At 38.8% G+C, this 19,953-nt stretch carries 20 protein-coding genes; all 20 read left to right on the top strand.

From position 1 onward, the window contains the following. Positions 1–12: 12 nt before the first annotated feature. The 20 genes from WMO43_RS04710 (at position 13) to WMO43_RS04615 (ending at position 19,897) form a co-directional block, all read left to right on the top strand. Positions 13–1,269: a DUF1015 domain-containing protein gene (locus WMO43_RS04710; RefSeq protein ID WP_353530258.1), complete on the top strand. Its 1,257-nt coding sequence runs from the start codon at positions 13–15 to the stop codon at positions 1,267–1,269. 14 nt (positions 1,270–1,283) lie between these two features. Further along, the gene (locus WMO43_RS04705; RefSeq protein ID WP_177962880.1) at positions 1,284–2,126 is read left to right on the top strand and encodes a mechanosensitive ion channel family protein; all 843 of its coding nucleotides are present in this window, start codon (positions 1,284–1,286) and stop codon (positions 2,124–2,126) included. Positions 2,127–2,293: 167 nt separating this feature from the next. Next, entirely contained in the window at positions 2,294–2,893 is a 600-nt protein-coding gene (locus WMO43_RS04700) for a TetR/AcrR family transcriptional regulator (protein WP_353530257.1), read from the top strand. Positions 2,894–2,925: 32 nt separating this feature from the next. Beyond that, complete coding sequence (gene rsgA / locus WMO43_RS04695) at positions 2,926–3,870, top strand: ribosome small subunit-dependent GTPase A (RefSeq protein WP_353530255.1); 945 nt, start codon at positions 2,926–2,928, stop codon at positions 3,868–3,870. Then, the gene (locus WMO43_RS04690) at positions 3,846–4,136 is read left to right on the top strand and encodes a hypothetical protein (RefSeq protein ID WP_353530254.1); all 291 of its coding nucleotides are present in this window, start codon (positions 3,846–3,848) and stop codon (positions 4,134–4,136) included. Before rsgA ends, WMO43_RS04690 begins: the two co-directional genes overlap by 25 nt. 194 nt (positions 4,137–4,330) lie before the next feature. Next, positions 4,331–4,465 carry a hypothetical protein gene (locus WMO43_RS04685; RefSeq protein ID WP_353530252.1) on the top strand — a complete coding sequence of 45 codons (135 nt, stop codon included), beginning with the start codon at positions 4,331–4,333 and terminating at the stop codon, positions 4,463–4,465. Between the two features lie 116 nt (positions 4,466–4,581). Beyond that, positions 4,582–5,136, top strand: coding sequence for a hypothetical protein (locus tag WMO43_RS04680; RefSeq protein WP_177962875.1), 555 nt, complete (start codon positions 4,582–4,584; stop codon positions 5,134–5,136). 54 nt (positions 5,137–5,190) lie between these two features. Continuing rightward, positions 5,191–5,661 carry a flavodoxin gene (locus WMO43_RS04675; RefSeq protein WP_177962874.1) on the top strand — a complete coding sequence of 157 codons (471 nt, stop codon included), beginning with the start codon at positions 5,191–5,193 and terminating at the stop codon, positions 5,659–5,661. Positions 5,662–5,857: 196 nt separating this feature from the next. Then, positions 5,858–6,046 (top strand): hypothetical protein, encoded by a 189-nt coding sequence (locus tag WMO43_RS04670; RefSeq protein WP_353530251.1) that lies wholly within the window; start codon positions 5,858–5,860, stop codon positions 6,044–6,046. 219 nt (positions 6,047–6,265) lie between these two features. After that, positions 6,266–7,003 carry a type II toxin-antitoxin system PemK/MazF family toxin gene (locus WMO43_RS14190; protein WP_434784166.1) on the top strand — a complete coding sequence of 246 codons (738 nt, stop codon included), beginning with the start codon at positions 6,266–6,268 and terminating at the stop codon, positions 7,001–7,003. Continuing rightward, a complete protein-coding gene (locus tag WMO43_RS04660; protein ID WP_353530250.1) occupies positions 6,981–7,613 on the top strand; it encodes a helix-turn-helix domain-containing protein in 633 nt (210 codons plus the stop codon). Before WMO43_RS14190 ends, WMO43_RS04660 begins: the two co-directional genes overlap by 23 nt. A gap of 87 nt (positions 7,614–7,700) precedes the next feature. After that, a complete protein-coding gene (locus WMO43_RS04655; RefSeq protein WP_353530248.1) occupies positions 7,701–8,360 on the top strand; it encodes a vWA domain-containing protein in 660 nt (219 codons plus the stop codon). 9 nt (positions 8,361–8,369) lie between these two features. After that, positions 8,370–8,552, top strand: a complete 183-nt coding sequence (locus WMO43_RS04650) for a type II toxin-antitoxin system HicA family toxin (protein WP_015521614.1) — start codon at positions 8,370–8,372, stop codon at positions 8,550–8,552. A gap of 17 nt (positions 8,553–8,569) precedes the next feature. Beyond that, a complete protein-coding gene (locus WMO43_RS04645) occupies positions 8,570–9,391 on the top strand; it encodes a zinc-ribbon domain-containing protein (RefSeq protein WP_353530247.1) in 822 nt (273 codons plus the stop codon). A gap of 276 nt (positions 9,392–9,667) precedes the next feature. Further along, entirely contained in the window at positions 9,668–9,877 is a 210-nt protein-coding gene (locus WMO43_RS04640; protein WP_022262498.1) for a helix-turn-helix domain-containing protein, read from the top strand. A gap of 20 nt (positions 9,878–9,897) precedes the next feature. Then, a complete protein-coding gene (locus tag WMO43_RS04635) occupies positions 9,898–10,497 on the top strand; it encodes a DUF1819 family protein (RefSeq protein WP_353530245.1) in 600 nt (199 codons plus the stop codon). A gap of 2 nt (positions 10,498–10,499) precedes the next feature. Then, positions 10,500–11,087, top strand: a complete 588-nt coding sequence (locus WMO43_RS04630) for a DUF1788 domain-containing protein (RefSeq protein ID WP_021960551.1) — start codon at positions 10,500–10,502, stop codon at positions 11,085–11,087. Between the two features lie 13 nt (positions 11,088–11,100). Further along, the gene (gene brxC, locus WMO43_RS04625; protein WP_353530243.1) at positions 11,101–14,712 is read left to right on the top strand and encodes a BREX system P-loop protein BrxC; all 3,612 of its coding nucleotides are present in this window, start codon (positions 11,101–11,103) and stop codon (positions 14,710–14,712) included. 25 nt (positions 14,713–14,737) lie between these two features. Beyond that, the gene (gene pglX / locus WMO43_RS04620) at positions 14,738–18,451 is read left to right on the top strand and encodes a BREX-1 system adenine-specific DNA-methyltransferase PglX (RefSeq protein ID WP_353530242.1); all 3,714 of its coding nucleotides are present in this window, start codon (positions 14,738–14,740) and stop codon (positions 18,449–18,451) included. A 45-nt stretch (positions 18,452–18,496) separates the two neighbouring features. After that, entirely contained in the window at positions 18,497–19,897 is a 1,401-nt protein-coding gene (locus WMO43_RS04615; protein WP_353530241.1) for a DUF8370 family protein, read from the top strand. Positions 19,898–19,953 lie beyond the last annotated feature (56 nt).

Raw genomic sequence — 19,953 nt, 5'->3', positions numbered from 1 at the left:
ACGGAGGAACCAATGGCAGTCATTCGACCATTCTTTTCGATTCGCCCAAGCGAAGAAAAAGCAGATAAAATTGCAGCCCTTCCTTATGATGTATACAATAGAGAAGAGGCAAAAGCAGCAGTAGCGAACCATCCGCTGAGTTTTTTAAATATCGACCGTGCAGAGACACAGTTTGACGATACCGTAGATACCTATGACGAGAGAGTCTATCAGAAAGCACATGATCTGCTCTGGGATATGGTAGAAAAAGGAGATTTTATCCGGGAGAAAAAACGATGCTACTATATCTATGAGCTGACCATGAATGGACGTACACAGACGGGGATTACCGCCTGTGCATCGATAGATGATTATGCAAACGGTGTGATCAAAAAGCACGAGAATACCAGAGCGGAAAAAGAAGCAGACAGGATTCATCATGTAGATACCTGTAATGCCCAGACCGGACCGATTTTTTTAGCGTACCGATCAAATAAGCGCATTAATGAAGTAGTTGACCGTGTAAAATCTTCAGACACACCGGTCTATGATTTTGTGGCAGATGATGGGATCCGCCATTGTGTCTGGGTTATAGACAAAGACGCGGATATTGCTGTGATAGAACAGGCATTTTCTTCTATTGGCGAAATCTACATTGCAGACGGACATCATCGTGCCGCTTCTGCCGTTAAAGTCGGTTTTATGCGAAGAGAAGCGAATCCTGACTATACCGGTGAGGAGGAATTTAATTATTTCTTATCGGTGTTGTTCCCGGATGACCGGTTGATGATCATGGACTACAACCGTGCGGTAAAGGATTTGAATGGTATGTCCAAAGAAGATTTCCTTGCAAAAGTATGTGAAATTTTTGACGTATCTGAGATTGAACATGCGTCAGACCAAAGCGAAGAGCAGTTACGTCCGAAACAAAAGGGCGAATATAGTATGTTCTTAGGAGAAAAATGGTATCTTTGCCGTTTGAAAGAGGCAGACAAGAATCCTGACCCGGTCAAAGGACTGGATGTATCCCTATTACAGGATCTGCTTTTAGACCCGGTACTTGGTATCAAGGACCCTAAGACGGATGACCGGATTGATTTTATCGGAGGAATCCGCGGACTGAAAGAGCTAGAGCGCAGAGTACATACGGACTGTGCGGTGGCGTTTGCCATGTATCCAACCTCTATTGGAGAACTGTTTGCGGTAGCAGATGCAGGATTGCTGATGCCGCCAAAATCTACCTGGTTTGAACCAAAGCTTAGAAGCGGACTGTTTATCCATGAGATTTAGGCAGGAGGATACCAATGACAGCAGCAGATAAACAAGAGATTGGCTTATTGAAGAACTATATAGCGTCGATTTTGCCGAATATGCTGGATTTCTGCTTTAATGTAGTGCTTGCAGTGATCGTCTATCTGATCGGCAGCAGGATCATCAAAGCAATCCTGAAGATGAACAAACGCTGGGCAGACCGTAAGGAAATTGATGAAGGCGTGAAGCAGTTTATCCATGCTTTTATCAAAGGTGCACTCTATGTTCTTTTGATCTTCATCATACTGACACTTTTTGGAGTGACGACAGCATCGGTCGTAGCCGTGTTAGGTTCCGCAGGACTGACACTTGGTCTGGCATTGCAGGGCAGCCTTTCGAACTTTGCCGGTGGTGTGATGATCCTTTTGATGAAACCCTTTAAAGTGGGTGATTATGTCATTGAGGATACGAATAAAAATGAGGGAACTGTTGAAGAGATTTCCCTTTTTTATACCAGACTGAAAACGATTGACAATAAAAGTATCGTCATCCCAAACGGAACACTGGCAAATAACAGTATGACAAACGTAACAGCCGCAGAGAAACGCAGGCTGGATCTGACTGTCGGCATTTCCTATCAGGCAGATATCAGACAGGCAAAAGAAGTCCTAAATCAAGTGATCTTAAATGAACCGGCATGTCTGTTAGAAGAAGAGACAAAGGTGTTTGTTTCGGAGCTTGCAGACAGTTGTGTGATCATGGGCATCCGTATCTGGGTCAAGACCGAGGATTACTGGGATGCGAAATGGCGTATGAACGAAAACATCAAATACGCATTGGATGAAAATGAAATAGAGATTCCATATCCACAGATGGATGTGACAATCCGTAGTTAGCGTGGATCATCGTTAGAATGGGATTATAGAAAAAGAAAGACAGTTAACATTATTCTTGTTAGGGAAGATGTTAGCTGTTTTTTGTATGGAAAAAAATCTTTGATAAGTGAACGGACGTTTACTAGAATAGAGAGGTAAACAATCGTTTACAAGAAAGGAGTGATTTTATGGGTGATACGAAAGAAGCAATTTTGACCACTGCCTTACAGTTATTTGCAGGCAATGGTTATGAGGCTGTTTCCGTCAGTGAGATCGCAGGAGCGCTTGGAATGACGAAAGGCGCATTATATAAACACTATAAGAACAAACGGGATATTTTTGACCATATTTTAATACGGATGGAACAAAGAGATGCAGAGCAGGCAGGAAACTGTGAGATGCCAGAGGGAACTTTAGAAGAAATGGAAGAGCAGTATCAGGACATTTCCATGGAACAGTTTTTTACATATTGTAAGGAGCAGTTTACCTATTGGACGGAGGATACGTTTGCTGCGTCATTTCGCAGAATGTTGACCTTAGAGCAGTTTCGTTCCGAGGAAATGCAAAAACTGTATCAGCAGTATTTAGTAGCAGGACCAATGGAGTATGTGGCAGATCTGTTTACATCATCAGGAGTCAGGAATGCAAGGGCTCAGGCGGTTCGTCTGTATGCAACAATGTTCTTTTTTTACAGTGTTTATGACGGAGCAGAGGATAAGGAAAGTGCAAAGAAGCAATTCCAAGAGGCGCTGAAAGAATTAGAGAAAAGCATTTGTAAAGAATGGTAAAAAATTGTAAGAAAAGAGGACAAAGAAGCATTATGAAAAAAACAGAACCGGCTCTTTTGGGAGCTGATCGAAAAGTGTGCAATGATGCAGCACATTCTTCTGATTTTCCGGCAGTCGGAGATTTTGTGATGGCGGGGAAAACCGGGGAAGGAACCCAGGCAGTGATCCATCAGGTACTTCCAAGAAAAAGCGTGTTCATGCGAAAAGCGGCAGGCAGCGACCGAAAGGAACAGTTAGTTGCCACGAACATTGATATTGTATTCCTATGCATGGCATTGAATCAGGATTTTAACGTGCGGCGATTAGAACGTTATCTGTCTATCGCATGGGACAGCGGTGCAAAACCGGTGGTGGTGCTGACAAAGTCAGATATCTGCAAGGACATAGAAGAAAAACTGCTCGCGGTGCAGGAGGCAGCACCCGGTGTCAGGATCATAAAAACAACGGCATTAGAGACCGCTGGAATAGAAGAAATCCTGCCCTATCTTTCAGCGGGAACAACCGCAGCGTTGTTAGGTTCTTCCGGTGTGGGAAAATCCACGCTGGTCAACCGACTGCTTAGAGAAGAACGTCTTGCAACGGGTGGCATCAGAAATGATGATAAAGGGCGGCATACAACGACACATCGGGAACTGCTGTTTTTACCAGATGGCGGGATGGTCATTGATACACCGGGAATGCGTGAACTTGGCATGTGGGATGCGAAAAGCGGTATCAACCGTACTTTTTCGGACATTGAAGAACTGGCACTGCAATGCCGTTTTCGCGATTGTACGCATACGGTAGAACCGGGATGTGCGGTGCAAAAGGCATTGAAAAACGGAACACTTTCTAAAGAGAGAATGCAGTCCTATCAGAAACTGAAAACAGAAAATGATTACATGGAACATGCCAAAAGTTATTTAGAAGTAGCAGTAAAAAATATGAAACAAAGGAATGGATGTCAAAGATCATGGGTCCAAATCCCATCAAACTAGAAGAGGAGCTGCTCTTATCGTGGACACCGGAACAGTTAGATTATATGCATGATGTTCCTTACTGGAGGGACATGGTACAGAGATGTAAGGGGGCAACCGTGCTTGAAGTGCGTGAGATGGAATCCAATGAAGAAGTCTGGGAGGACTGGCTGAAACAGGAAAATGAATATGCCGTTGGAGACCGAAAAGCCATGGAAGCAGGCGGTGGAAAATACCTGAATTTTATTCAGATCGTTCTGCAAAAGAATAATCTTACAAAAATGTAAGGATCAGAAAGGAAATGTAAGCTAAGAAAAGGGCAACGCATTTCCTTTTCTGCTATGATCAATATAAATTAGGGTGTCAAAAGGCGGTTTCAAGTTGCCAGCCACTAAGTTGTGAGGCACCTTTTGCCACCTAATCTATATATCAAAGAAAGCGAGGGCGAAAAGAATGAAAACAGATCGGTCAGCCGATGTACATGGGGTCACTCGGAGAGGGATATGCATTCTATATGCGACTGTATCCGTCCAGCTACCGGAAATACCGGACACCGGAAAAAACATATGATGGAATGATCTTTGTGCCGGAGGCAACGCCGATCGAGATCCGGTAAATTATAACGTTTTACTACAGAAAACAGTCATTTCGCTACATGATACTTTAGCAGAGCGATACTTTTTCCGATAATTATATTAGAAAAAACAGGATGATCGGGAAAGGAGACAGGCGATGCAGATAAAATATACCAACGGGATCGGCTGGGGTTCTAATATGCTAAAGAGCTCACAGGAGAAGTTACAGCGTCAGGCTGAAAGAGACAGTAAGGTGGCATTTTTTGAAGCACAAAAGGAAAATCTGAAAAACAGGGAGTCTTTGGATTTAGACGATATCGCAAAGAAATTAGAACTGTTACATTCCTATGATGACCAGATCGCGGCAGCAAAACAGGAATATAACAGCTCACAGATGTTCCATGTGATGGATGAAGCAATAGAACGCGGCGAACAGATGGCAAAAGAAGCGAAGAAAAATGAGCCGAAGACAGAAGAAGAGAGAAGAGAAGAAGCAATCAAGGAAGCAAACGGAACAGAAGATAGCGAAGGAATGCTTTCTGAAATTTTAGATGAGCAGTTAGATACGATAAGTGATGACAATGGAACGGACACACTGGTAATTTCCGGTAAGGGAATGGAGTATTGTAAGCAGTTATATGCTGCGGAATCTGAAAACCAGACAGAAGAAGCGGATGCAGAAAATTTAAGGTTGAAATCTATGCAGAAATAGGATATCGTAATTTTGTGAAATCATTCATAAAATTGAAATGGAGGTATCAGGATCATGGGAAAAAGATTAGTTGCATATTTTTCAGCAAGTGGAGTTACAAAGGGACTGGCAGAAAAATTAGCGGAGGCGATAGAAGCTGATATTTTTGAAATAGCACCGGTGGAACCGTATACAGAGGCAGACCTCAAGTGGACGAATCCACTGGCACGATGCAATAGAGAAAAAGCCGGCAAAAAAGATGTGGCAATAAAAGAAACGGTACAGGATATGGACAGTTACGAGACTTTGTATATCGGTTTTCCAATCTGGTACTGGGCTGCACCAAATATCATCAATACGTTTGTAAAGCAGTATGACCTTTCCGGAAAGAAAATTGTACTTTTTGCAACCTCCGGTGGCAGCAATATCGGAAAGACAGCCGAGAAGTTAAAACCATATCTGAGCGCAGGAGCCGAGATCGCAGGCGCAGAAGTTTTGAACCAGAACCCGAGTCTGGAAGAATTGAAGCAGTGGGCAGTGTGGTAAAAGAAACATAATAAGAACAAAAGTTCGAGTTGCAAGAGATGTTTATGGGACACTTTATTTTCTATAATAGGAATCAGATAAGAAATCATTCTTTCTGATTCTTATTTTTATTTTATAAGAAGTTATAAAATAAAAATAAGAAATGAAGTATTATAAAAATTTGTTGTAAACAAATGTATGGAAGGAGTAAAACAATATGAGGAAAGGAGGATACAGCAGACTGGGGGTATTTGGAACTATGAACCATTATGATAATAGCGGATATAAAATAGGCGAGAGTAGACCGGGACTTTTTGGGAGTGTAAATACTTATGATTCTAGTGGGGATAGAATAAGCCGTAGTGATAAAAGTTTATTTGGTGGATTTAATCATTATGGTGATTGATGGATAAAGAAGATACTCTGGTTAATAAATTGCCCTGCGGTGTTAAAGAAGTGTCGCCTGACATGCGACCAGCATTGGTTGCTTTTAGATATAATGTAATTAAAAGTAGTAGGAAGTAATTAGCTGGCTATGGAACGAGGACAACTTTATAGAATTAAAAAATATTTCTAAAAAGTATCTTTGTGTGAAAGGAATGGTATAAGTGCGATGAGGACAAAAATGGATGAAGTGATTATAGAAAAACAGGAATATTTACTTTTTGATAAATATAAGCTGAATACGAATAGGAATATAACGCGATATGAATATATTTCAAATGTTCCGTTAAAGGTTAGTAAAAGGGAACCTGATATGAGAGTTTGTAAATGTGGTGCGCATTTAATTACATTAGCATACATTTTTGATAATAATATCTTTCGAAGTAGAACTTTACTGGGGAGAAAATGTCCCTGTTGTGGACATAACTATTTTACATTAAAAACGATTGCTCTTTGCGAAGAAGCGTTTACAATTGTAGAATATACAGATTTGGAGGAGAATATTGGAAAAGAAGTACAGGTAGATATGTATGAAGTTAAAAGAGGAGATATTTATTTTGCGGATTTAACTGGTATAGAACATCATTGCGGTTCAGAGCAAACCGGCTGGAGACCTGTTATGATAGTACAGAATGATGTGGGAAATTATTATTCTACAACAACGATTATTGCAACGATTACATCCAAAATCAAAGGTAGTCAGCCAACACATGTATATTTAGAAAGTGGTATATTGGACAAAGACAGTATAGTATGTTTAGAGCAATTGAAAACTATCGATAAACAAAGATTAGGACGATTTATTTGTAATGTTGGGGATTCTATAATGGAGAGGGTGAATGGTGCAATACAGATTAGCCTGGGAATAAATAATAACATAGATAAAGGAGTCGGAAATGAGAGACCAAAAATTATATGAATCAGTCGGAAAATACATAGATAAATATTACATAGACAAGCCGGATGATATTAAACTAGATAAAGAAATGAAGTCTATATTTGATAGAATCTCGGAATTTAGAAAGAAAAAGGCAACAAAAAAATGTAATGCCGAAGAAGATACAGATATTGAGATAGATGAAAGTGCCGTAGAATCGTTTGATGTTGAAAGTATGCAGAAAATGAAAGCAACTGACGCTATGTCTTCGACATTGGCAACAAACCGTAATATAGAAAGTCTTATGGGACAGATGGATGAGACATTTTCACAGCGATTGTTGCGTCTTATTGATGAGAGAGGTATGACGGATTCAGAAGCATATAATAAAGCTTATGTGGATCGGAGACATTTCTCAAAAATCAGAAAAGATGTGAATTATACGCCAAATAAGAAGACTGTGCTTGCGTTTGCAATAGCATTAGAACTATCTATTGATGAAGCGAAGGATCTTCTAAATTCAGCAGGCTTTGCGTTTTCAAGAAGTTCAAAGACGGATATTATCGTAGCTTATTTCTTACAGAATAAGATATACGATATGTTTGAAATTAATGAGATATTAGATGCTTATGGACAGCCAATTTTTGAGTAGGTGATGAAATTGTCGCCTATCATGCGACCAGCTCTGTTAGTTTCGTAGATATAATGTGATTACAATAAACCGAAGGGGGTAAATCACATGAATGCGGAATTAACAGAGCTGGTTTTTATTTTGGACAGAAGTGGTTCAATGGGTGGACTGGAGAGCGACACAATCGGTGGATTTAACGGGATGATAGAGAGGCAGAAAAAAGAAGGAGAAAAAGTTAATGTGACTACAATCCTCTTTGATGATGAAGTGGAAATCATTCATGATCGTTTCACGATTGATGCAGTTCAGCCGTTGACGGATAAAGAATATTATGTCCGGGGATGTACGGCATTGCTTGATGCGGTAGGACATGCAATTAACAAAATTGACAATGTGCAGAAACATTTGCCGGAGGAACATCGTGCCGGAAAAGTATTGTTTGTAATCACTACAGATGGATTAGAAAATTCCAGTACAGACTTTAATTACAATGACATTAAGCGAATGATTGAAGCAAAGAAAGAATGTGGCTGGGAGTTCTTATTCCTTGGAGCAAATATTGATGCAGGCAAAGAAGCTGAAAAAATTGGTATTGAAAGAAACAGGTCAGTAACATATGAGAATGATCATGATGGAGTAGCACTCAATTACGAGGCTGTTGGCAGAGCAGTGAGAGGCGTTACAAAAAGCAGAATCTGCAGTATAGAACTTGATGATGCCTGGGCAGATGATATCGCAGAATATCATGATAAGGCAGGAAAAAGGTAGGTGATATTTATGGTAGATGCAAGAGAAATGAAAAAGATACTTCGTAATAACGGATATGAATATCAAAGATGCAAAGGCTCACATTTTATGTATTCAAACGGTATTTATACGGTTGCGGTTAATAAGGATCTAAATGCAATGGTGGCAAAAAGAATTATTAAGCAGTACCACCTGCAGGTAGCAGGTGTGTAAGAAGGGAGAACAATTTTATGGCAATGATTGTATGTCCACATTGTGGAGAACAGGTATCAGAAAAAGCAAAGAAGTGTGTGCATTGCGGTGAAATATTGATACTGGAAGAGAAGAAGCATTGCACAGAATGCGGTGTTGAACTTGAAGAGGGGATGACAGAGTGTCCGAATTGTGGCTGTCCGGTTGATGATACAATAGGGCAGGAGACAGATGAAAAGCCGCAAAAGGTAGAGGTAACAGGGGTAAAGGTGACTAAGAAGATAAAGGTTATTATTGGAATTGTGATTGCATTATTGGTGGTCGGAGGAGCAACAGTATTTGGAGTGACACAATATCAGAAGAAAAAGGCAGCAGAGGAATATGCACAACGGGTGGAAGAGTATTCTGATAATCTGAATTTAGCCACAGTTACAATGCTGACAGGTGCGAGCGATGCTGAGTCAAGTGCAAATCTGATTAAGCAGGTATGGTATAATGCCATCTACGAAAAAAGAGATGATGAAACAGATAAGTATACTCGTCCCAAAGGATATTTTGTATCTGATTTTAACGATGCGTTAGGTAATCTGTATGCAGATTCGAGCTTCAGCAGTAAGGTAAGCAGTATTGAAGATAACCAGGATACAGTCAATGCATTGATGAAAAAATTGAAGAATCCACCAGATGAATACAAGGATGCATACGATGCAGTATCAGATTTGTATGATGCGTATATATCGTTTACCAACTGTGCAACAGATCCGTCAGGCAGTTTGCAGACATATTCAAGTACTGTCAATGATGCTGATACAAATACGTTAAATGCATATAAGGCGTTGGAACTGTATCTGGACGATTAAATAAGGGGCAGAGCGCAGGATTGCACTCTGCCTTTTGGCTATAAGTTTTGGTATTATGTAATGCCTAAAATATTAACAAATATACTCAAAAGCAAAGTTATGAATATCTTTCTCACAAAAACTAATGACTTTTAAATGAAAATAATTAAAGCTCGCAAGAAAATGCGATTATTTTGATTGCAAGAATGGGCGTTTTGTACTATAATTTAAAAAGCGAGTTTTTACTCAATTGTGACAAATATAACATGTCTATAGAAAAAGCCACGAGGTGTTAGAATGAGAGTAAGTTACAATAAATTATGGAAGTTATTAGTAGACAAAAAGATGAGTAAAGCCGATTTAAGAAAGGCTGTAGATATTGCTCCGAATACTCTTACAAAGATGCGTAAGGATGGAGAAGTGTCTATGAGTGTATTACTCAAGATTGCTACATATCTGGATTGCGATATTAGCGATATCTGTGAGTTTGTGAAAGATGAAGAATAAACCTTGTTGGAGAGTGACAAATGGCAGAGTTAGTATATAGTGCAGGACTTACATCAAAATTATTTTGGCTACAGGAGTCTAGAAAGACCGCAGGATATATCCTGGATGGATATAGCAAGGCGGATATCCGCAAGATAGCCTGGGAAGAGAATATCTATCAAGTAAAAGCAGAATATCGTGCATATGAGGTATTGAATGGTACTTATCGTAGAGTATCTGCATTGCCGGAAGCTGTGCTTCAGGCTTTTACCACTTGTGATGTGGAGACAGCAAAGATTTTAAACTTAATTGCAATTCTTATGGATAGCCGACTATTTTTTGAATTTCTTCATGAAGTGTATGATGAAAAGCTCAGACTTGGAGAAAAGGAAATCAAAGACAGGGATTTGAATGTATTCTTTTCGGATAAAGCGTTGCAGAGTGATGTGGTGGCTGGATGGACGGATACAGCAGTACGGAAACTGAAACAGTGCTTTACTAGAATGATGTTTGAGGCGGGATTACTTGAAAGTAGTGCAAAACCAAGAACAATCAAGCCAATTCACATTGACTATCGTACAGAGGAATTGCTGACTGCAAATGGACTGGGAGAATACTTGAAAGCTGTGAAAGGAGTCTGAGCATGGCAAAGTTAAGTTTGGATGATAGACTGAATCAGATAGAAGACAAAATATCAGATAAGTCGTTTAGAGAGAATAAAGGACTTGGAAATGAAGTCGGATATTATATATTCGATTATGATCCAAGAGAAGAGCTGTATGTGAGAAATCATATAGCATACCTCAAGGATAGAATAAACAACGGAAATAAAGATTTCAGAATAGTTGAGTTTGACCTGTTTCATCTTATGATTGAGATATTGCAGGAGGAAGGGTATCTGGAAGCATTCTTTGATTTGGAAAAAGAGAATGGATTTTTTGAAATGGCAGACAGCCTTGTAGAGACTTTGGGACTGGATGAGACAAATGAGCTGAATCTAATCATATCAAGAATATTGCAGGAAGATTTGACAGACAGTGTGGTATTTCTTACCGGAGTAGGCAAGTGCCATCCGATAATAGCAAGCCACAACATCTTAAATAACCTGCATCAGGTACTTGACAGTGTGCCGGTAGTGCTTTTCTATCCGGGAGAGTATAGCGGACAGGATTTGAAATTATTTGGAACGATGGATTCACACAACTATTACAGGGCATTCCGTCTGGTGTAGAGGAGGAAATACAATGCAGATTAAAAATATGTTTGAAAAGCAGATTGACCGTGACATCAAGGGCGTTATTAAAGTAGGTCAGTCGGATGAAGAAAATGTATATCAGGAATTAGATGAATATGTAGTGACCAAGGAACTTCTGAAGCATTTCAGGGATTTCTTCAACAATTATGAAAAAGGTGTAGACGGATATACAGATAAGATGGGTGTCTGGATTTCCGGATTCTTTGGAAGTGGTAAATCTCACTTCTTAAAAATACTGTCTTATTTATTAAAAAACAGCACAGTAGAAGGTAAAAGAGCCATTGAGTATTTTACAGGACGGCAGTCTGATGCAAGCATCAGACCGAAAATAGAAGATCCGATGCTTATTGCAGAGATGACAAAGGCTGGAACTATTGAGTCGGATGTCATGCTTTTCAATATTGATTCAAAGGGTTCTGCAAAGGTAGGCTCCGGCAAGGAGGCTATTGTTGAAGTGTTTATGAAGGTGTTCAATGAGATGCAGGGATATTGTGGTTCAATACCTTATCTTGCAGAATTTGAACGTCAGTTGGATAACGAGGGCAGATTTGAAGAGTTCAAAGAGAGGTTCGAGGCGAATGCAGGAGCACCTTGGGATAAAAAGAGACAGGCATTTGCAGTTATTCAGGATAAAGTAGTAAAGACATTAGTCGAGATGGATTTCATGAGTGAGGAAGCAGCCCGCAACTGGTGCAAGAATGCAAAGGGTAACTATGACCTCAGTATCGAGAAGTTCGTATCACTTGTGCAGGAATACTGTGCGAAGAAAGGACCGAATCATCATGTTGTCTTCTTAGTTGATGAAATCGGTCAGTATATTGCAGATGATACACAGCTTATGCTTAATCTCCAGACAATTGTGGAAGACCTTGGAACAGCCTGCAAAGGTAAGGCATGGGTTATCGTAACGAGCCAGGAGGATATTGATTCTATTACAAAGACAAAGGGAAATGACTTTTCTAAGATTCAGGGACGTTTTGATACGAGACTTTCTCTTTCGGCATCCAATGTTGATGAAGTAATTCGTAAGCGTGTGCTTGCAAAGAATGAGACAGCAACACAGACGCTTAGACTTCTCTATGAGCAGAAAGAATCAATTATCAAGAACCTTATTACATTTACAGCGGATACAGCGGACAAGAAGTTGTATGCAGATAAGGCGGATTTCGCAGACTGCTATCCGTTCATACCATATCAGTTCAATCTTTTAGGACAGGTACTTACTGCGGTCAGAACACATGGCGCAAGTGGAAAGCATCTGTCTGATCAGTCACGTTCTATGCTTGCACTGTTTCAGGAGTCGGCAATCAGAGTAATGGATAAAGAGGATGGAGTATTGGTTCCGTTTAGCTTCTTCTATGATCCATTACATAAGTTTATTGACCACCAGCACAGTCAGGTGATCTCAGATGCAGAAAATAACAGTAAGCTGGATGAGTTCGATGTAGAGCTTTTGAAGGTTCTCTTTATGATTAAATATGTCAAGGAAATCAAGGCAAACGTAGATAATCTTACTACACTTATGATTTCCAATATTGATGACGACAGGATTGAAGTCCGTTCTAAGATTGAAGAATCATTAAAGAAGCTGATTAAAGAGACACTTGTACAGAAGAATGGTGAAATATACATCTTCCTGACAAATGAGGAGCAGGAAATCAATAATGCCATCAACAATGAGTCAGTAGAGATGGGAGAAATCATCGGAGAAGCGTCTACAGTTATCTTTGAGGAAATCTATACAGAGAAGAAATACCGTTACAGCAGCCGTTACTTATTCCCATTCAACCAGAAGGTGGATGACCGATTCTTCAAGGGCAATCAGTCTAACGATATCGGAGTGACAGTTATTACACCTTATGGCGGAGATTATGCAGACTCTGCACTTCGTCTGCTCTCAGCACAGGAAAGCAGTGTGATTGTGAAGCTGCCAAATGACAGCACATTCCTTGATGAGATTACAGAATCCATCAAGATATATAAATTCCTTAATAAAAATGCGTCCGGAGCCAGAGGCAGCTTTGACAGCATCCGCAGGGCAAAAGAGGATGAGCGTATTGAGAAGAAGGATAGAATCAGAATCTTTATTGAGGATGCATTAAAAAATGCTGATATCTATGTAAATGGCGATAAGGCAACTATTTCGGCTAAGGAGCCGGCAGCAAGAATTAATGAAGCCCTCGGTAAGCTTGTAGCCATGAAATACAATAAGCTCACCTACATGGAGACAGCACCGGAGATTTCAGATATCAGCGCAATTTTCAAACACAATGATGGTCAGATGAGCTTCCTGGGCACAAGTGATACCACACCGAATAAGCTCGCATTGGAGGAAGCGGTACAGGTAATCGGATTAAATAATGCCAGACATATGAAGACATCCCTTAAGTCATTACAGGATAAGTTTGGTGCAGCACCGTATGGATTTGATCCAAAGGATGTGCAGTGGCTTGTTGCAATGTTGTTCAAGCTGGGAAGAGTGTCGCTTACTCTTAACAGTCAGAGTCTGTCATTGCTTTCAACGAATCAGGATGAACTGGTTAGATATATTACAAAGCGTGAATATGTAGAGAAACTCCTGATAGATATCAGAGAAAGAGCAACGGACGGACAGATTCGTTCTGCAAAAGAAGTTATGAAGGATTACTTCGGATTTACTGTATCCAGTGATGATGATGACAAAATCATGAGTAGCTTCAAGAACAGAGCGAAGGATAAAGTTGAAGTATACGATGACATCCTTGTAGAGTACAGAATCAATCCGAAATATCCTTGTAAGCGACTGATGGAAGAGGCAAGAAAGAGACTTGCAGAAATCCTTGATATCAATGAGCCTACAGAGTTCTTCAAGACAGTAGATAAGAAGAGAGATGACCTGCTTGATGATGCAGAAGATACTGCACCTGTATTTGATTTCTTTAAGGGAGACCAGAGAAAGATTTTTGAAGAGGCAGTGAAGAACCTTGCATATTTTGGAAACAGCAAGACTTATGTAAGTGACCAGGAGCTGTTAAAGGTAGTCGAAGAGATAGAGACTATCGTAAAGGACAGCAAGCCTTTCGGTAAGATTCAGAGATTACCGGAATTAAATAAGAGATTTGAAGAGCTTCATATGGGATTGCTTGAAAAGGAAGCAGCTATCATGGATCCATTAGTACATGACGACTTCCTTAAAGTGAAAGAAGTATTGGATACTAAGCCATTTGCGGAAGTGCTCCGTCCTCGTATCAATCAGAGATTTGATGAGATCTGGGAGAAACTCAGAACATCCAGTGATATTGCTGCAATTAAGAATATCAAGCTGGAAAGTGACACTTTAAAAATCAAGTGTCTGGATGAGATAGATGAATATGAGAGGGCACATCAGCCTGCACCGGAACCACCTGTCGCACCGGTAGTACCAGGTAAAGAGCCGATTGAACCTATTCCAGCACCGACTAAAGTAAAGACAAAGAGACGTAAGAATGTTTCCATCAGCAATGTGGCAGGGGCTAGAACATATTCGATAGAGACAGAGCAGGATATTGATAAGTTTCTTGCTGAGATGAAGCAGAAACTGATGAATGAACTGGAAGAAGACACAATAATTACATTGAGCTGATAAGCTTGATTGGAGGATATAGCACATGAACAAAAATGCAATTAAAAAATTTGCAATAGATGCAAGAAATAAGCTGATAGCATCCGTTACCGATAAAGCGGGTATGCTTGGGATCACACCGGATAATTGCAGTGAAGCAATCACAAAAGGTGCAGATTTTGAGGTATATAGGACAGCAGCAGGAACAGAGGTAACACTTAACAAAAAACAGTGTGAGCAGAGAAGAAAACTGGTAGACCAGATTCATGCAAGAGGCTTTGAAGCGGTAGTGGAAGAAGTGGCATATACATGGTTTAACAGAATTTGTGCTATCCGTTTTATGGAAGTGAACGACTATATGTATCCTGTAAGAGTTCGTGTGCTTTCTTCCGAAAAAGAAGGAAAAAATGAGCCTGATGTGGTAACTATGGCTCCAGATATTGACTGGAATTTCACTGATAAAGAGAGAGAAGAAATCATTGATGCCAAGATGAACAACAGGCTTGATGATTTATTCAGAATGCTCTTTATCAAGCAGTGTAATCTGCTTCATGAAGTGTTACCGGGACTTTTTGAAGAGACAGAAGACTATACAGAAATGCTTCTGAACATCTCATTTACGAATGAAGATGATGTAATTCGTATGCTTGTAGATGGTATCGATGAAAAAGATTTTAACATCACAACTGTTGATGAGGATGGTAAGGCAGCAGGACAGGTAGAAATCATAGGCTGGTTATATCAGTATTACAATACAGAGCCTAAAAATAAAGCATTTGCCAAGAAAACCAAAATCACAAAAGAAGAAGTACCGGCAGTTACCCAGCTTTTTACTCCGGACTGGATTGTACGATATATGGTCGAAAACAGCCTTGGCAGAATGTGGGTAGAAGGACATCCGGATGATGAACTAAAAAGCAAATGGAAATACTATCTGGATGAGGCTAAGCAGGAAGAGTCTGTGCAGCAGGAACTTGATAAGATAAAGGCAGAGTATGCAACATTAAAGCCGGAAGATATAAAGCTTATTGATCCTTGTATGGGATCCGGTCATATTCTGGTGTATGCGTTTGATGTATTTATGCAGATATATGAAAATGCAGGATGGTCACAGAGAGATGCTGCACAGAGCATTATACAAAATAATATATACGGACTTGATATAGATGACAGAGCTGCACAGTTGAGCTATTTTGCAGTGCTGATGAAAGCAAGACAGTATGATAGAAGAATCTTGACCAGAAGTATAGAACCGAATGTATATGCTGTGCAGGAGAGTAATGGTATTAATCGTGGTCAGCTTAAATACTTTGGCGCTGGATTGACAGATGTAGAGAAGAATGCAGCAGTATCGCAGATGGAAGGACTTCTTAACACATTAAATGATGCAAAGGAATATGGTTCTTTGCTTAATGTGGAAAGCTATGATTGGGAGCTGTTAGAGAAATTTGTAGAGAATACAGATACAGAAAGCCAGATTTCTTTTGATACATATGGATTGGATGAGACTGCAGAGCAGTTGAAACAATTGATTAAAATTGGCAAAGTTATGGCACAGAAGTATGAGGTTGTTGCAACTAATCCACCATATGCTGGAACAAGTAATCTTAGTGCAAAGGTAAACAATTTTGTAAAGGAGAATTATCCTGATAGTAAGGCTGATTTGTTTGCTGTGTTTATTGAACGTTGTGGGGAGATGCTTAAGAAAAATGGTTATCAAGCTATGATTACGATGCATTCATGGATGTTTTTGTCGTCCTTTGAGAAGTTGCGAGAAAACGTAGTTCAATTTAGTATTGAAAATATGGCACATCTTGGAGCAAGAGCATTTGAAGAAATAGGTGGAGAAGTAGTGCAGACCACGACTTTTGTAATCAAAAAAACTCATATTCAGAATTTTAAGGGAATATATATAAGACTTGTTGAACCAAATACACAAAAAAGCAAAGAGAAAATGTTCCTTTTAAAGAATAATAGGTATATTACTAACCAGGCAGTTTTTGGGCAAATATCAGGTCAGCCTATTGCTTATTGGGTTAGTGATAATTTATTAAATGCATTTAAAAATTCTACACTTGATAAAACTGCAAATTGTTGCACTGGAATGCAAACAGGAAATAATAGCAAATATATAAGATTGTGGTATGAGGTTAATTATACTAAAACCGCAATGTTTAACGAAAACGAAATATATAAAAGATATAATTGTGGTGGCGAATTTCGAAAATGGTATGGAAATCATAATAATGTTGTTATGTGGAAAGATAATGGAAAAAGCATTCGAAACGAAAAAAGTTCAGTTATAAGAAATGAGAAGTTCTTTTTTAAAGAGGGATTGTCATGGAAAAGAATTGGGAGTTCTGGAATTGGACTACGTTTTTTACCGAAAGGATTTATTTTTGACCAAGCAGGGGATTCGATGTTTATCAAGGATGCAAGTAAAATATATTATACACTTGCTTTTTTGAATTCTAAAGCAGCAGAGTCATGTTTCTCTTTTATTGCGCCAACAATGAATCTTACTGCTGGTAACATGAATAGACTACCATTTATTTATGATGTTAGAAGAAAGAGTAATATAGATGAAGTTGTAAAATATAACATTGAAATTAGTAAATGTGATTGGGACAATTATGAAACTTCGTGGAATTTTAAACGTCATCCGTTAATATCTGTTATTTCGCGGAATAGAGCATTATTTGATGATACAGCAGATATTAATTTAGCAGAATGTTACACTTGCTGGGAGAATGAATGCAATGAACGCTTTAATCAGCTCAAAGCAAATGAGGAAGAATTGAATCGTATTTTTATTGATATTTATGGCTTGCAGGATGAATTGACACCAGAGGTAGAAGATAAAGATGTCACAGTTCGTAAAGCAGATTTACAGCGTGATATTAAGAGCTTGGTTTCTTATGCTGTTGGATGTATGTTTGGACGATATTCATTGGATGAGGAAGGTCTTGTTTTGGTAGGACAGCCTTTTGAAGCACATTTCTTTGAAGCATCAGCACCAGTTTGTGGAACTGGATTTGCCGGAGCACCGGGGGCATCCGTTCCAATAGGTGAATTTTATTATAAGACAGATGAAGGTGTGAAAAAATGCACTTATAATCCTGACAAAGATAATATCATTCCTATTTGTGATGAAGAATATTTCTCGGATGATATTGTTTCAAGATTCTGTGAATTGGTGAAGATTGTATATGGTGAGAAGTCATTGGAAACAAACCTTGATTTTATTGCAAAAGCACTTGGCAACAAAGGAAACACAAGCAGAGAAGTAATCAGAAATTATTTCTTAAATGATTTCTTCAAGGATCATTGCAATACTTATTCTGTTACAGGATCTGGTAAGCGTCCTATTTACTGGCTATTTGACAGTGGCAAGCAGAATGGTTTCAAGGCACTTATTTATATGCACCGATATGATGCTGATACAGTTGGCAGAGTAAGAACAGATTATCTTCATAAAGCGCAGAAATATGTGGAGACTGCTATGCAGAGTGCTCAGTATACGATTGACAATGCAACATCAGCATCAGAGAAATCAAAGGCTACAAAGGCAGTAACAAAGTACACAAAGCAGCTAGCAGAGATGAAAATATATGATGAAGCCATTGCCCATGTTGCTAATCAGAGAATCGAGATTGACTTGGATGATGGTGTAAAGGTAAATTATGCAAAATTCCAAGGAGTGGAAGTAGCACAGGAAGGTAAAAAAGCATTGAAAGTGGACTTGCTGGCAAAGATATAGTGTATAGTTGAAATCAAGCAAAATTATATTTGGAAAGGATTATATATGGAAGATATTTTTATTACAGAGTTTTTGAACTTGGATAACGAATTTAAAGAACTTGGTGTATTTGATTCTATAATTAATAGAGATAGTCCATTTTTTATTAATTTACTTAGACTTAAAGTAAATAAAACGCCAGAGTTTCAAGGTTCTTATGAAAGAATTAATAGTTTCTATCGAAAAATAATGATTTTGCTTGATTCTTCAAAAAGTAAGGAAGATAAGTTATACAGGGCTGCACTGAAACTTTTTCATTTTCCAGGAGTAAGTGGAATTAATCTTGGCGTTTCAGAAACTGGAATTGATGCAGGATTCGGATCGGTTTTGTCGAAACAAGTAATAAATGATGCTTTTGATATAGTTAAATCAGGTTCAGAACAGCCGGAAATATTCCAGCTTGTAGGACTTTTTGAAAAGAATGTTTCAGCAGATCGCTTGAGTGACATGATAGCAACTATTATATTGCCAGATATAAGAAACTATACGATAGGGATAAATAGAAAGTTGAACATAAATACGGATAAATATCCTGATATTGAATTTCAAGGGGAAATTGCAATTAATCCATATAAAAAATGTGAACTTCTTTATTTACCAGAAGAGGTTTTGCATGAGATTCCAATAGCGGAATCTTGGAGTGATATTGATAGAGTGATTCAAGAGAATCAAGCAATCCGTGACGAGGTAAATGAAGCAGTTGGAAAAGAATGGAGAAAAATGTGTTCGGCAGATAAGAAAGAATATTTGAAAGAACATATTTTCAAAAATTCTGAGCGATGTGGCAGAATGATAGAAAACTATCGTACACAGACAATAGCACCATATGAAATTGAAAGTAATGCTGAATATTTGGTAGCAAGCACATTTAAGCAGATTAAAAGAGAGGGAATATTTGATGTGCTTTCACATTCTGCAAAGAGAGAACTAAGTAGTTTGGAAGCAACCATAGAAGTCCTTTCAATATTTAGAGATTGGATAGAAAACAATCGAGGTTGGGACGAAATATTGTCAGCATCAACAAGCAAAAGAGAAAAATCATTACAAAGACTTTTGCATCTTTCGGGAAAGTATTATTGCACACAAAATAATATAGATATGGCATTTGAAGCAAATGAAGGTCCTGGACCAGTAGATTTAAAAATGAGCAGAGGAAATGATAAGACTGTTGTTGAGATAAAGCTTTCATCAAATGCTGATTATATTCATGGATACGAAGAACAAATTGAAGAGTATGCAAAAGCTGAGGGTACTACACAGAGAGTATTTGTATATGTTAAAGTTGGAAATCCTGTACGGGATGATAAGATTGAGAGTCTTCATAAGTTTAGGCTGGAAAATGGGGAGAATCCACCTAAATTATTTATCATAGATTCTCAAAAACAAACATCAGCAAGCAAAAGGTAAAAATTGGTAGTTTTTGCAAGGACAAAAGTTGTGAATAAATCTTAAGCAGGAGGTTT

This window comes from Maccoyibacter intestinihominis, from assembly GCF_040096355.1.
Classification (GTDB): Bacteria; Bacillota; Clostridia; order Lachnospirales; family Lachnospiraceae; genus Maccoyibacter; species Maccoyibacter intestinihominis.
This window is presented reverse-complemented; position numbering and strand designations above follow the sequence as displayed.

Excerpts from the sequence above, each read along its gene's own strand:
- WMO43_RS04710 (WP_353530258.1), top strand. The coding sequence starts at position 13 with ATGGCAGTCATTCGACCATTCTTTTCGATTCGCCCAAGCGAAGAAAAA.
- WMO43_RS04705 (WP_177962880.1), top strand. The coding sequence starts at position 1,284 with ATGACAGCAGCAGATAAACAAGAGATTGGCTTATTGAAGAACTATATA.
- WMO43_RS04700 (WP_353530257.1), top strand. The coding sequence starts at position 2,294 with ATGGGTGATACGAAAGAAGCAATTTTGACCACTGCCTTACAGTTATTT.
- rsgA (WP_353530255.1), top strand. The coding sequence starts at position 2,926 with ATGAAAAAAACAGAACCGGCTCTTTTGGGAGCTGATCGAAAAGTGTGC.
- WMO43_RS04690 (WP_353530254.1), top strand. The coding sequence starts at position 3,846 with ATGGGTCCAAATCCCATCAAACTAGAAGAGGAGCTGCTCTTATCGTGG.
- WMO43_RS04685 (WP_353530252.1), top strand. The coding sequence starts at position 4,331 with ATGGGGTCACTCGGAGAGGGATATGCATTCTATATGCGACTGTATCCG.
- WMO43_RS04680 (WP_177962875.1), top strand. The coding sequence starts at position 4,582 with ATGCAGATAAAATATACCAACGGGATCGGCTGGGGTTCTAATATGCTA.
- WMO43_RS04675 (WP_177962874.1), top strand. The coding sequence starts at position 5,191 with ATGGGAAAAAGATTAGTTGCATATTTTTCAGCAAGTGGAGTTACAAAG.
- WMO43_RS04670 (WP_353530251.1), top strand. The coding sequence starts at position 5,858 with ATGAGGAAAGGAGGATACAGCAGACTGGGGGTATTTGGAACTATGAAC.
- WMO43_RS14190 (WP_434784166.1), top strand. The coding sequence starts at position 6,266 with ATGGATGAAGTGATTATAGAAAAACAGGAATATTTACTTTTTGATAAA.
- WMO43_RS04660 (WP_353530250.1), top strand. The coding sequence starts at position 6,981 with ATGAGAGACCAAAAATTATATGAATCAGTCGGAAAATACATAGATAAA.
- WMO43_RS04655 (WP_353530248.1), top strand. The coding sequence starts at position 7,701 with ATGAATGCGGAATTAACAGAGCTGGTTTTTATTTTGGACAGAAGTGGT.
- WMO43_RS04650 (WP_015521614.1), top strand. The coding sequence starts at position 8,370 with ATGGTAGATGCAAGAGAAATGAAAAAGATACTTCGTAATAACGGATAT.
- WMO43_RS04645 (WP_353530247.1), top strand. The coding sequence starts at position 8,570 with ATGGCAATGATTGTATGTCCACATTGTGGAGAACAGGTATCAGAAAAA.
- WMO43_RS04640 (WP_022262498.1), top strand. The coding sequence starts at position 9,668 with ATGAGAGTAAGTTACAATAAATTATGGAAGTTATTAGTAGACAAAAAG.
- WMO43_RS04635 (WP_353530245.1), top strand. The coding sequence starts at position 9,898 with ATGGCAGAGTTAGTATATAGTGCAGGACTTACATCAAAATTATTTTGG.
- WMO43_RS04630 (WP_021960551.1), top strand. The coding sequence starts at position 10,500 with ATGGCAAAGTTAAGTTTGGATGATAGACTGAATCAGATAGAAGACAAA.
- brxC (WP_353530243.1), top strand. The coding sequence starts at position 11,101 with ATGCAGATTAAAAATATGTTTGAAAAGCAGATTGACCGTGACATCAAG.
- pglX (WP_353530242.1), top strand. The coding sequence starts at position 14,738 with ATGAACAAAAATGCAATTAAAAAATTTGCAATAGATGCAAGAAATAAG.
- WMO43_RS04615 (WP_353530241.1), top strand. The coding sequence starts at position 18,497 with ATGGAAGATATTTTTATTACAGAGTTTTTGAACTTGGATAACGAATTT.